This is a genomic window from Cecembia lonarensis LW9, assembly GCF_000298295.1.
Lineage (GTDB): Bacteria > Bacteroidota > Bacteroidia > Cytophagales > Cyclobacteriaceae > Cecembia > Cecembia lonarensis.
Genome location: NZ_AMGM01000046.1, coordinates 23988 through 36478, shown reverse-complemented (window position 1 = coordinate 36478; position 12491 = coordinate 23988). Strand labels below are relative to the sequence as shown.

Sequence of the window (12491 nt, the reverse complement as noted above, 5' to 3'; positions counted from 1 at the left end):
AAAGACATAAGAAACAAGAGGGTTGGATATATGTAGATGTTGACTTTGGGATAATAGGATATTTGATTTTTGAAGGGTCTTTTGAATAATTGGACTTTTCTTTCAGTTTCTGGCTTTAAACTTCGATTTGCAGCCTAATTCAATTATATTTCTATTCTATTTCAATCTTATTTCTAATTAACTGACAAAAAGATACCATGAACCTAGATGCAATTTTCCAGTCTGCCCAAGAAGCTTTTTTACATTACAAAAATGTCCCAGGAAAAGAAAAGGCTGCTTTTTTGAGAAAGATAGCCGATGGACTGGAAGCGGAAAGACCTAGCCTAATTCCTATGGCATCTGAAGAATCCAATTTGCCTGAAGGCAGGATAACAGGGGAATTGGGGAGAACAGTAGGACAGATCAGGCTTTTTGCTAATTTGGTAGAGGAAGGAAGTTGGGTTGAGGCGGTGATAGACCATGCGGACCCTGAAAGAGCGCCTGCTCCTAAACCTGATATACGTCGGTTTTTAACCGCATTGGGACCTGTAGTGGTTTTTGGAGCCAGTAATTTTCCTTTGGCTTTTTCTACTGCGGGAGGAGATACCATTTCTGCTTTGGCGGCAGGTTGCCCCGTGATTTATAAGGCCCATCCTGCCCATCCGGAAACTTCCAAGTTAGTGGGACAGGTCATTCATAAAGCCGTGATTGATTCTGCTTTGCCGATTGGCGTATTCACCCATGTAGAAGGAGGAGTTGAGGTTGGACAGGCTTTGGCGAAGCATCCAATTGCCAAAGCAGTAGCCTTTACAGGCTCTTTTGCGGGAGGAAAAGCCTTGTTTGACGCCGCCAGCCAGAGAAAGGAACCCATTCCTGTTTTTGCAGAAATGGGTTCTGTCAATCCCATCATAGTACTCAAAGAAAAGTTGGGCAATAACCTGGAAGCCCTTGCCAAACAGTTTGTTGCTTCGCTTACCCTTGGTGCTGGTCAATTTTGTACCAATCCCGGATTGATCATGGTGCCTGCCATACATGCAGAAGATTTTGCAGAAGCTGTCAAGAAAGAATTGGAGCAGATTGCAGCGGCGCCCATGTTGCATGAAGGCATTGCAGAAGCATATTACAACGCTTTGGCCATACTTCAGGAAAGAAAAGAACTGGATTGGGTGCAGGTAGCCGCCGCCAAAGACCTGATCAAAGCCTATCCTGCCTTAGCAAAAATCAAAGCTTCAGATTGGCTGGAAGACGAACATTTCCAACAGGAAGTATTTGGTTCTTTTGCTTTGATGGTGGTCTATGAGCACTTCAATGAATTGTATGCCATAGCCCAGCGCTTACATGGGCAGTTGACCATTACCCTTTGGGGCGAAGAAGAGGAATTGGCCAAAAAGGTAGACCTGATCAACCAACTGGAAGAAAAGTGCGGCAGGTTATTGTTCAAAGGAGTCCCTACAGGTGTGGAGGTGGGTTATGCCATGCAGCACGGAGGGCCCTATCCTTCCACTACCGATAGCCGCTTTACATCTGTTGGCGTATACGCCATCAAACGCTTTGCCAGGCCGATAGCCTTTCAGGATATGCCCCATGAACTGCTTCCTGATGCTTTAAGAGAAGAAAATCCTTTGGGTATTTGGAGAATGGTGGATGGGGATTTCAAAAGGTAATTCATATTGGAAATATACCCAAGGGTGAAATATTGTAAAAATAGGCTTCGCGAAATATTTCGAGAGGATTTTCAAGGAAGTTGATTTAGTGATTGGAGAATTGGTTGGACAGTGCCGCAGAGGGTAATAATTTTTCAATTTATTTCCACCTTATTTCCGTTTGCATCCAATTAATTTTCTTGGGGAGTTAGAAATGTGAATATTTGATAAAAACATACATATTATGCGGATCAATATTGAAATAGATGAGCAATTGATAGCGGAGGCGATGAAGATTGCAGGGCTAAGGACCAAAAAAGCTACTGTTGAAGAGGGTTTGAGGTTAATCATCCAATTGAACCAGCAAAAGAAAATCCGCGATTTAAAAGGAAAGTTACTATGGGAAGGAGATCTCGAAAAAATGAGATTGAGCCAATGATATTATTGGATGTTTTTCAGAAGCGTCCATTCCAATATCTTAATATCCCAATATCCATTACTATCAATAAAGTATGAAAAAAACTTTCCAATGCATTGATGCCCACACCTGTGGCAATCCGGTTAGGGTAGTGGCCGGTGGTGTTCCTTTCCTTAAAGGCAAGAATATGCTGGAAAAGCGACAGTATTTCCTGGAAAACCTCGATTGGATCCGAACAGGGCTGATGTTTGAGCCCCGGGGTCATGATATGATGTCGGGATCCATGCTTTTTCCTCCCCATGATCCTGAAAATGATTTTGCCGTATTGTTCATCGAAACTTCCGGTTGTCTGCCTATGTGCGGACATGGGACTATCGGAACCATCACCATTGCGATTGAAGAAGGATTGATCACGCCCAAGACTCCTGGATTCCTTCGTATGGAAGCACCCGCAGGCTTGGTTTTGGTGGAATACAAACAGGAAGGCAAGAAGGTCACTTCCGTTAAATTGACCAATGTCAAGAGTTTTCTAGCAAATGAAGGGTTGGAGATAGAAATCGAGGAATTGGGCAAACTCACCGTGGATGTAGCTTATGGAGGGAATTTTTATTGCATTGTCGACCCTCAGGAAAACTTCCCCGGCTTGGAGCAGTACAAAGCCGAGCAACTGATTTCCATGGCCCGTAACCTGAGGCAAAAAATGAACGAGAAATATCAGTTCATACATCCTGAACATCCTCAGATTAAGGGACTTTCCCATGTGCTTTGGACAGGAAAGACTTTGGATGAAAGCAGCACCGCCCGAAATGCAGTGTTCTATGGAGACAAGGCCATTGACCGTTCTCCCTGTGGGACGGGAACTTCCGCTCGTATGGCCCAGTGGTATGCGAAAGGTTGGTTAAAGCCTGGAGAAGAATTTATCCATGAAAGTTTCATCGGATCCAAATTCACGGGCAGGATTGAAGAAGTGACTGAAATCGCCGGAAAGCCAGCCATAGTACCAAGCATAGAAGGTTGGGCGAAAATCTATGGTTACAATACCATCATTATGGACGACGATGATCCATATGTGTATGGATTTCAGGTGATTTGAGGAGAGGCGAGAGTTTTTAGAAACAAGAGACAAGAAACAAGAGATTCCAAACGAGAAATTAGAAGCGAGAAGCGAGAAACGAGACAGAAGAATCAAGAGGTTAGTGAAATCTGCGAATTCAGCAAAATATGCTTCAACTTGGAATTTTAAAATTTTAGGAAATGTACAGAGAAAGAAATGACACTATTGAAACGTCATCCTGAGATTTTAAAATTTTTCATTTACAGAAAGGCAATGACAGTTAATGAAACGTCATGCTGAGCGGAGCTTGCGGAGTCGAAGCATCTCCCATTTGATAGGAGACTCCCCGAAAGGATCGGGGCAGGCTTTCGCTTCACTCAGAGTGACGTACATTTCTGTCAATGGTAACCGCACCTTGCGTTGGTGAAGGATCTCCTCTATTTTGTAATGAAGCCTTTTCTTTGATTCCAGAAGGATTTGTTCCAGACTTAATGCTGTTTCCGTTTTGCTCGGCCTTTTCAATTCGTCTAAGACAAACCATCAATTTCCTGCTATTTTTCGTCAACCTAGTGGATTAGGATGATGGGATTAAATCTTACCTTAGCCTGTCAAAAACTAGATTCAAGAAACCACCAAAATCCTTATCTTTCATCCATATTTCCAGAAAAGTACTTAGTACTACCAATTGGTTAACTCTCTTGGTACATAAGACATGAAACCAACCATCATCATAGGCGGAGGCGTCATCGGCCTTTTTACAGCATATTACCTAAATAAGCAAGGGGTTGAAGTAGTCATTGTGGACAAAAGCGACATGTTGGATACTACTTCCACAGGAAATGCAGGCATGATCGTGCCCAGTCACATTATTCCGCTTTCCGCTCCAGGGATGATCGCCAAGGGAATTGCTTGGATGTTTTCTTCCAAAAGTCCTTTTTATATCCATCCCCGGTTGGACCGCAAACTTCTGGAATGGTCATGGCTATTTTACCGCTCTGCCAATGCCAGCCATGTGGAAAAATCCATCCCTTATCTGAAAAATATTTCCCTTCTCAGCAAGGCACTTTATCAGGAATTCAGAAATGAGCATAGCAATGCCGTGGATTTGGAAATGGCGGAGAAAGGTCTGATGATGCTCTACCAAACTGCGGAAATGGAAAAGGAAGAAGTTGAATTTGCCCATCTGGCCCGTCAACAAGGTCTGGAAGCCGAAGTACTCAATTCTTCCGATATTAGCAAAATTGAGCCTAATCTGGAAGTGAAGGCCCGAGGGGCAGTGCTTTTCCCAGGGGATGCCCACCTTTCTCCATCCAACCTGTACAATTTCCTCAAAAAATACCTTAAAGAAAAAGGCGTCAAATTCCTTCCCAAGCAAAAAGTGTTGGGTTTTGAAAAACAGGCTGGCAAGGTCATCGCTGTACTGACGGAAGAAGGAAGTTTGAGTGCTGATAAAGTGATCCTGTGCGGAGGTGCCTGGTCGGCGGAGTTGGCAAAACACCTTGGGTTCAACCTGCCCATGATGGGTGGCAAGGGCTACAGTTTCATGCAGGAAAACCAACCCGAAATCCAACAGGCTTCTATCCTGACTGAGATGAAAGTGGCGGTTAGCCCTTATGGTCCGCAGGTACGTTTCGGAGGGACTATGGAAATTGCCGGAACCGATGAGTCCATCAATATCAATCGGGTCAGGGGAATCTTTGAATCCATTAACAGGTTTTATCCTGGTTTTCAGGCTAAGTTTCCTGAAAAGGATAAGATTTGGAAAGGCCTAAGGCCTTGTTCCCCGGATGGCGTTCCTTATATCGGTGCTGCCCCAGGTTATGATAATGTATGGTTTGGTACGGGGCATGGCATGATGGGCGTAAGTATGGCTACCGGAACAGGAAAAATCCTTGCAGACCTTCATGAAGGCCACGTTTCACCCATGGATATCAAAGCTTTTCAAGTGGGGAGGTTTTAACCCTCAAAAACCGGATCTTCCCGGTCAATAATCCCCCTGATAAAAATAATCATTCTGTCAATTTCCTCCCATGTAAAGCCTAGGTGTGATTGGGAATGGGCCAATTCATCCCGAAGTCTTCCAATCTTGTTCATCATGTCCACCCAATTGTCCCTGCTAAAATCTGGTTCAAATTTACGGAAGCGCTGTTTTTTGGAAAAAACTGAACCTAGGTCCCCAAACTGTAGACATTGTACCAGATCAATTTCCTCGCCTCTGGCTTTTTTCCATTCATAAAGGTTCCTTGCCTGGCCGAGTCGGTTTTCTGTAATGCTTTCCTCCCAATGAGGGAGTTGTTTACGGATCAGGTCTTTCAAATGGGTTTCAAAAAGACTGATCAGTCCAAAAAAACCAATGCGTAAAGGGATTTTATCCAAATCTGTTCTGGTGACAATATAAGCCAGATTACCCTCCTCATCTTTGATAAAATACCGCCTTCTTTGGATCAACATGCGAAATGCGATCAGCAAGGGGGTGTCCGCTTCCATCCAATCCTCTTCCAGTAAAGGAGATGGTGCTGCATCTCCATCATCGAATTTCATCCATGCTCCATCCACATTGACAATGGCTGAATGGAAGTTCCGCTTTTTCATTTCTTCCCTAAAATTGGATTTATCAAAAAGAACCAGATTTTCTGCAATGGGCAGCACATTGATCTGTTCTTCAAAAAGCAACCTGAGCCTATCCATGGAATTCATTCTGGCCTTCATATAAAAATTGGTGTTTTCAAATCAATTGACTTTATTTCATGTTTAATGTAAACCAATCCGTTGGAATTTCCGAATTGAAATCATGAACCAGATAAAATTAACCCCGATTTATATCCTTCTTTTCCTATTAAATTCCTGTACCAATGATTTTTCCTATTCCGGATATGAAACAAGGAATGTGCAAATTGCCAGAGACGCATATGGGGTTCCACATATATTTGGTAAAACTGATGCTGATGTGGCTTATGGTTTGGCATGGGCACATGCAGAGGATGACTTTGAAACAACACAATTGACTTTGTTAGCAGGTAAGGCCATGTTGGGGCGATACCTAGGCGAACAAGGGGCCGCTGTAGATTTCTTTGTACATCTTTTAGAGACCAGAGATATTGCTTCCAATAAATATCTATCAGATTTTTCTCCCGATTTTCAAAAATTGGTGGATGCTTACCTGTCTGGCATCAATGATTTCGCCTTGACTCATCCAGAACGTGTTCTCCTGAAAGAAGCCTTTCCTGTTACCCATACGGATATCATTTCAGCATATATCCTTTCTTTGGCCCAAATGTCCGGTGCGGATGGAGCGGTTCAGAAAATTGTTGCCGGAACCATAGACAAAGGAGAGGTCACGGATCCAGCGGCAGGTTCCAATGCCATCGCCATTCATCCATCCCGGACGGATTCAGGTGAGGCTTTTTTGGCTATTAATTCCCATCAACCCTTGACCGGGCCGGTCGCATGGTATGAAGCACATCTGCATTCTGAAGCAGGTTGGAATATTTTGGGGGGTCTATTTCCTGGAGGTTTGACTGTCTTCCATGGAGTCAATGAACATTTGGGTTGGGCACACACGGTAAATAATCCGGATAAGCTGGATGTCTTTCAGCTAAAAATGCACCCAGAGAAAAAGAATCGGTACGAGGTCGATGGCGAGTGGCTGGAATTGCAAGAAAAAAGGGTATGGCTGAAAGTGAAAATGTGGGACTTGGTCACTATTCCTGTGCCAAAAAAAGTTTGGAAAAGTGTTTTTGGTCCAACCTTGGTCACTAACCAAGGCGTTTTTAGCATCAGGACGGGTTCCCTGGAAGTGATTACTGCTCCAGAACAATGGTACAGGATGAACAAGGCGAAAAACTATTCTGAATTTAAAGCCGCCATGGACATGATGGCTTTACCGGGTTTCAATACGGTTTATGCGGATAAATATGACACCATTTATTATGTCAGCAATGCCTTACTTCCTGTACGTAATCCGGAATTTGATTTCAGCAAAACACTTTTAGGGGATAGCAGGTCCAAGCTTTGGGAAGAATATTACCCCTTTGATGCCCTCCCCCAACAAGTAAATCCAAGTTCAGGATACTTGTTCAATACCAATCATTCGGCATTCAAGGCTTCAGCTGAAGCGGACAACTTGGATTTTGACACATTTCCCACAGGGATGGGTTATTACCTTACCGATAATAATCGCTCTCTTCGTTTCAGGGAGGTCATGCAGGATACTGGCTTGTTATCTTATGAAAAGTTTAAATCCATTAAATTTGACAAACAGTTGCCTGAAAATTTGGCCTATGAAATCAATGTTGATGCACTCTTTTCATTAGAACCTGCTTTGTACCCTGATATAGCAGAAGAGCTAGAAATATTAAATACATGGAACAAGCAATCTACAACAAGAAGTAGGGGAGCGGCACTTTTTGCCTTTGCTTATTATGCCATAAGGGACAAGACCAAAGAGGAGAACCTAGACCCTAAAAGGGTTTTGAATAAGGAAGAGGCTGCCGAAACCATAAAAGCGGCTAAAGATTATTTTGCACATCATTTCCCTGGCAAAGAAGTTCATCTAGGAGATTTTCAAAAACTGGTCCGTGGTGGCAAAGCATTGCCGCTTTTTGGTATACCCGATGTGATTGCAGCCATGAGATCAGAACCTTATCAAGGTGGTGTAAGAAAAGGAGAACAAGGGGAATCCTATATCATCCTTGTGAAATTTGGTGAGGGTTTGCCTGAAATCGAAACGGTCAATGTTTATGGTGCTTCTAACCAGACAGATAGTCCTCATTATTCAGACCAGATGGAGCTATTTGTAAATCAACAACTCAAACCCATGACTTTAGAGAAGGAAGAGGTGCTGAAAAATGCTGTAAGGGTTTATAATCCCGGAAATTAATATTGCTTCATCACGAGGGCCAATACAAATCCTGGATTAAGGAGTGATTATGGTATTCGGTATAAAATAATGAAGCATCTCCCGAAACTCAGGAAATGCTTCAATTTGCCTTAGATGTACTTTCAAAAGTTAAACTCCTTTATCTTTGGCTTAAAATTATCACGTAATTATGTTGTGTACACTGAATTGAACATGACATAATCCGTCGTGAGGTCAGTGCCCCAGCCCAAACCTGACTCATTACCTGTGTTCAATTCCAGGTACACCCTAAGATGAGAGTCCCTCAGTAATTTTTTCACGTAGTTCTTATCAAATTCTACGGGCTGTCCTTTTTCCAATACCTGAACTAATTTTTCTTTATCGCCGACAAACAGGTTGACCTTTTTATAATTGAAATTGATTCCGGCATTGCCACAGGCTGCGATAATTCTGCCCCAATTGGGATCCCTACCAAACATGGCGGTTTTGACCAAAGTGGAATCTGAAATGGCGCGAACCAGTTTCCTTGCAATTTCTCCTGATCTGGCTTTGCTTACTTTGTATTCTATAAATTTAGAAGCGCCTTCTCCGTCTGAGACAATCAATTTAGCAAGGTGGGTTAGGATTTCCTGCAACTTTTCTCTGAAGATAATATAGCCTGGGTCTTTTTCAGAAGTGATTTTTTTATTTTCCGCCAAGCCATTTGCCATTATCGCCACCATATCATTGGTGGAGGTGTCACCATCCACAGTGATCATATTGAATGATCGGTCAACACTGTGCCTTAGTGCCTTATCCAATAACTTTTCATCAATATTCAGGTCGGTGACCACAAATCCCAACATGGTAGCCATATTGGGGTGAATCATACCTGAACCCTTGGCTATACCACCCAGATGGATGGTTTTTCCATCATGCTGAAATTCCACAAATCCCTCTTTGGCAAAGGTATCAGTGGTCAAAATCGCATTGGCAACAAAAGAACCGGCCTTGGTATTGTCCGATAGCTTATGGATGTTTTCTTTGATGCCATTTACCACATCTTCAGTGGGGAAAGGTTCACCGATCAGACCTGTAGATGCCACTATGACATCTTCTTCTGGAATATTCAATAATTCTGCTGTGGTTTTCACCATGGCCTCGGCTCCCAGCCTTCCCTGTTCACCTGTGCAGGCATTCGCATTACCCGCATTGCAGACAATAACCTGTGCCCTATTATTGACATTGACATGCTTCTCACTGATTTCGACAGGTTCAGCACGAACTTTATTTTGGGTAAATACTGCTGCTGCTGCTGCAGGAACCTCGGAATAAATGATGGCTAAATCCCTACGCATGGATTTTACACCGGTATGGGCACCCCAACATTTGATGCCCCTGACATTGGTAATATTTTTGATCATGTTCATGATAATTAAGGTCTTAAAGGAATTTGTTCCAGCCCGGTTTGTTCTTCTAACCCGAGCATCAAATTCATATTGTGGACAGCCTGACTGGCAGCGCCTTTTAATAGGTTGTCAATGGCTGAAATGCTGATGATTCTATTGGTTCTTTCATCCCAAAAGGGAAATATGTCACAATAATGGCTGCCCCGCACATCTTTGATTCCCGGGGCAGTTTTTCGGATTCTTACAAAAGGCTTATCTGCATAAAAATCTTCGTAGATCTTTTCAAGCTTGTTCTGATCCATTTCCCCTTTTGGTTTGGCATAGGCTGTAGCCAAAATTCCCCGGTCTACCGGAAGCAGATGAGGCGTAAATTGGACAAGGGTTGGCTTATTGCTCAGTAGTCCCAGTTGCTCTTCAATCTCAACAGTATGTCGGTGTGTCCCAATTCCATATGCTTTAAAATTCTCATTGACATTGGAAAAATGGGTGGTAGGACTGGCCTTGACGCCGGCTCCAGTCAAGCCTGATTTGGCATCAATGACGACTGAATCTGTTTCAATCATGTCAAGAGCCGTCAGTGGAGCCAAACTCAGAATTGAAGCAGTAGGATAACAGCCTGGATTTGCAATCAATCGGCTTTTTTTGATTTTTTCAGCATGTAGTTCGGGTAAACCGTAAACTGCATTTTTGAAGCCTTCTGGGAAAATGTGTTGTTTCTGGTACCAAGCCTCATATACTTCTGGACTTTCGAGTCTGAAATCTCCTGATAAGTCAATGATCCTTGCTTTCTGTTCAGAAAGAGTTTTGACAAAATCCATGGAGATACCATGGGGCAGAGCCAGAAAGATGATATCCAGGTCTGAATTTTTTATCACCTTTGAAGATTCCAAGGTTTGATCCAAAATTCCTAAAAACTGTGGATGAAGATCAGAAAATTTCTTCCCTTCATGGCTTTCTGAAGTAATATGATTGATTTTAACTGCTGGATGGAGACTTAGCAAACGGGCGAGTTCAGAACCTGTGAAACCCGAAGCACCCACAATGGCAATGTTAAATTTTTTATGATTTTGCATGAATTTCATTTTCTTGTTGGATCAATACCAGTTCAAAAGCATTTAGAAAATTTTCCAATGCTTCTTTCTCTATATTTAATGGAGGCACTAACCTCAGTACATTACCGGCAGTGGCATTGGTGATAAAGCCTGCTTTCAAAAGTTTTTGCATGATACCCAAAGCCGGAATGTCCAAGACTATCCCCAACATCAGGCCTTCCCCCCTTACCTCTTGGATGATGGGAAATTTATTTTTCAGGCCATTCAGTTTGGCTTTCAGCCAATCTCCTTTTTCTTGCGCTGCTTGGCGTAGATTCTCATCCATTATGACCTTCAAGGTGGCTAAAGCAGCTGATGCAGCCATTGGATTACCACCAAAAGTAGTTCCATGATCCCCGAATTGTATGCTGTTGGAAATTTTTTCATTGCACAAAAATGCACCGATAGGCATACCCCCTCCAAGACCCTTGGCCAAGGTCATAATATCTGGTTGAACGCCATAAATATCTTTTGCAAACCATTGACCTGTTCTTCCAATACCCGACTGTATTTCATCAAAAATCAAAACAACATCATGTTCATCGCAAAGGGCTCTTAAGGATTTTAAATACTTAGGATCTGCAGGAATGATTCCCCCCTCACCCTGAATGGGTTCCAGAATGATGGCAGCTACATCTTGATCGATTTCTTTTTGAATGGCAGCCAGGTCATTGAATGGCACCTGTACAAAGCCCGAAGGCATAGGGCCAAAACCCTCTTGATATTTGGGTTGACCCGTGGCTATAGTCGCCAGGGTCCTTCCGTGGAAAGAGTTTTCCATAGAGATGATTTTCCCTCCTTTACCTTTACTGTGGGCATACCTGCGGGCAATTTTGATGGCCCCCTCGACAGATTCAGCACCACTATTGGTGATGAAAACGCGATCAAGTCCTGATATTTTTACCAGCAATTCGGAAAGTCCTACTTGTGCAGGACTTACAAAAAAATTGGAAATATGCATCAGTTCGGCTGCCTGTTCCTGGATGGCTTTAACGACTTTTGGATGGCAATGCCCTACATTATTGACGGCTATTCCCGCTAATAAATCTGTGTATTCTTTATTTTCCACATCCCAAAGTTTTGCCCCTGCACCTTTAATAAAGGTTAACGGGATCCTTTTGAAAGTGGGTAAATAATATTGTTGGTCTTTGGTATGTAAATCTTGATTTTTCATCTTTAATGTGTTATTGTGGTTCCAATAGTTGATCCTTTCTCAAAATAGGCTAACAATTGTTCAGGTTGGGTCCCGTTTAGAATTAGGGCATTTTTTACCCCTTTTTTGAGTGCGTTTTCCAGAGATTGGATTTTGGGAATCATTCCTCCTTGGATGATTTTCCCATAAAGGTTTGGCAAATCGCCTAGTGAAATGTTACGCAAAATTGAAGTAGGATCAGGATAATTCTGGTAAAGACCATCCACATCTGTTAAAGAAATGTAGTAATCCGCCTGAATTGACGCAGCCACTTCTCCGGCAAAATCATCAGCATTAACATTATAGGCCAGGCCTTCGGTATCTGCTGCAATGCAGGCAAGTATGGGAAGGAATTTTTTCTCAATAAGTGAAAGGATAAGTTCAGGATCTACTGATGTGATCTGACCAACTCGTCCCAGATCAATTTCATCTATGATTCCGTCTGAAAGTGTTAGCTTTAGTTTTTTAGGAGAAACAAGCACCGTTTGATTATCAAGGCCTGACAGGCCGACGGCTTTGAGTCCTTGCTGGCTAAACACTTTTACCAGATCGCCATTTACTTCACCTTTCAATGTTTTTTGGATTTCAAACATTGCTTCCGGACTGGTCTGTCTTTGTCCTTCGATAAACTCGGATGGAATATTCGCTTTTTCAAGAGCCTTATTGATAAAAGGACCTCCCCCATGAACCAGTACAATTTCATGTCCTGCATTCTTGAGGCGATAAAGGGATTGTGCAATTTGTAATTTTAACGTTTGATTGATCATGGCATTCCCACCGTATTTGATGAGAAGCTTGGAAGAAGGCATTTTTATAGGGTTTTGGTTAAACTTTTGTTGATTTCAGATTTTTGAGATTTCCAAATAAT

General features: G+C 42.6%; 10 protein-coding genes. 5 read left to right on the top strand and 5 right to left on the bottom strand.

The window, feature by feature from the left end:
- Window positions 1–197 precede the first annotated feature (197 nt).
- The 4 genes from B879_RS13650 (at window position 198) to B879_RS13630 (ending at window position 5054) form a co-directional block, all read left to right on the top strand.
- The gene (locus tag B879_RS13650; RefSeq protein ID WP_009185776.1) at window positions 198–1643 is read left to right on the top strand and encodes an aldehyde dehydrogenase (NADP(+)); all 1446 of its coding nucleotides are present in this window, start codon (window positions 198–200) and stop codon (window positions 1641–1643) included.
- Window positions 1644–1866: 223 nt separating this feature from the next.
- Window positions 1867–2061 carry a type II toxin-antitoxin system VapB family antitoxin gene (locus B879_RS13645; protein WP_009185775.1) on the top strand — a complete coding sequence of 65 codons (195 nt, stop codon included), beginning with the start codon at window positions 1867–1869 and terminating at the stop codon, window positions 2059–2061.
- Between the two features lie 73 nt (window positions 2062–2134).
- The gene (locus B879_RS13640; RefSeq protein WP_009185774.1) at window positions 2135–3133 is read left to right on the top strand and encodes a 4-hydroxyproline epimerase; all 999 of its coding nucleotides are present in this window, start codon (window positions 2135–2137) and stop codon (window positions 3131–3133) included.
- Window positions 3134–3806: 673 nt separating this feature from the next.
- Window positions 3807–5054: an NAD(P)/FAD-dependent oxidoreductase gene (locus B879_RS13630; RefSeq protein ID WP_009185773.1), complete on the top strand. Its 1248-nt coding sequence runs from the start codon at window positions 3807–3809 to the stop codon at window positions 5052–5054.
- On the opposite strand, the gene B879_RS13625 is transcribed toward B879_RS13630, so the two are convergent.
- Window positions 5051–5803, bottom strand: a complete 753-nt coding sequence (locus B879_RS13625; protein ID WP_009185772.1) for a CBS domain-containing protein — start codon at window positions 5801–5803, stop codon at window positions 5051–5053. The two genes, B879_RS13630 and B879_RS13625, sit on opposite strands and share 4 nt — an antisense overlap.
- An 82-nt stretch (window positions 5804–5885) precedes the next feature.
- Here B879_RS13625 and B879_RS13620 point away from each other — a divergent pair, with 82 nt between their 5' ends.
- On the top strand, window positions 5886–7973 hold the full coding sequence (locus B879_RS13620) for a penicillin acylase family protein (protein ID WP_009185771.1): 2088 nt from the start codon (window positions 5886–5888) through the stop codon (window positions 7971–7973).
- A 167-nt stretch (window positions 7974–8140) separates the two neighbouring features.
- Here the strand turns inward: B879_RS13620 and argJ are convergent, their stop codons facing one another.
- The 4 genes from argJ to argB are packed head-to-tail and all read right to left on the bottom strand — an operon-like array spanning window position 8141 to window position 12432.
- Entirely contained in the window at window positions 8141–9355 is a 1215-nt protein-coding gene (gene argJ, locus B879_RS13615; protein ID WP_009185770.1) for a bifunctional glutamate N-acetyltransferase/amino-acid acetyltransferase ArgJ, read from the bottom strand.
- Between the two features lie 11 nt (window positions 9356–9366).
- Complete coding sequence (gene argC, locus B879_RS13610) at window positions 9367–10413, bottom strand: N-acetyl-gamma-glutamyl-phosphate reductase (RefSeq protein WP_009185769.1); 1047 nt, start codon at window positions 10411–10413, stop codon at window positions 9367–9369.
- On the bottom strand, window positions 10400–11605 hold the full coding sequence (locus tag B879_RS13605; protein ID WP_009185768.1) for an aspartate aminotransferase family protein: 1206 nt from the start codon (window positions 11603–11605) through the stop codon (window positions 10400–10402). Before B879_RS13605 ends, argC begins: the two co-directional genes overlap by 14 nt.
- A gap of 2 nt (window positions 11606–11607) precedes the next feature.
- Window positions 11608–12432, bottom strand: a complete 825-nt coding sequence (gene argB / locus B879_RS13600) for an acetylglutamate kinase (protein WP_009185767.1) — start codon at window positions 12430–12432, stop codon at window positions 11608–11610.
- Window positions 12433–12491: the final 59 nt, after the last annotated feature.

What these genes read in the sequence shown, in the direction of transcription:
- B879_RS13630 (WP_009185773.1), top strand. Translation starts at nt 3,807, where the DNA reads ATGAAACCAACCATCATCATAGGCGGAGGCGTCATCGGCCTTTTTACA.
- B879_RS13640 (WP_009185774.1), top strand. Translation starts at nt 2,135, where the DNA reads ATGAAAAAAACTTTCCAATGCATTGATGCCCACACCTGTGGCAATCCG.
- B879_RS13645 (WP_009185775.1), top strand. Translation starts at nt 1,867, where the DNA reads ATGCGGATCAATATTGAAATAGATGAGCAATTGATAGCGGAGGCGATG.
- B879_RS13620 (WP_009185771.1), top strand. Translation starts at nt 5,886, where the DNA reads ATGAACCAGATAAAATTAACCCCGATTTATATCCTTCTTTTCCTATTA.
- B879_RS13650 (WP_009185776.1), top strand. Translation starts at nt 198, where the DNA reads ATGAACCTAGATGCAATTTTCCAGTCTGCCCAAGAAGCTTTTTTACAT.
- argJ (WP_009185770.1), bottom strand. Translation starts at nt 9,355, where the DNA reads ATGATCAAAAATATTACCAATGTCAGGGGCATCAAATGTTGGGGTGCC.
- argB (WP_009185767.1), bottom strand. Translation starts at nt 12,432, where the DNA reads ATGCCTTCTTCCAAGCTTCTCATCAAATACGGTGGGAATGCCATGATC.
- B879_RS13605 (WP_009185768.1), bottom strand. Translation starts at nt 11,605, where the DNA reads ATGAAAAATCAAGATTTACATACCAAAGACCAACAATATTATTTACCC.
- argC (WP_009185769.1), bottom strand. Translation starts at nt 10,413, where the DNA reads ATGCAAAATCATAAAAAATTTAACATTGCCATTGTGGGTGCTTCGGGT.
- B879_RS13625 (WP_009185772.1), bottom strand. Translation starts at nt 5,803, where the DNA reads ATGAAGGCCAGAATGAATTCCATGGATAGGCTCAGGTTGCTTTTTGAA.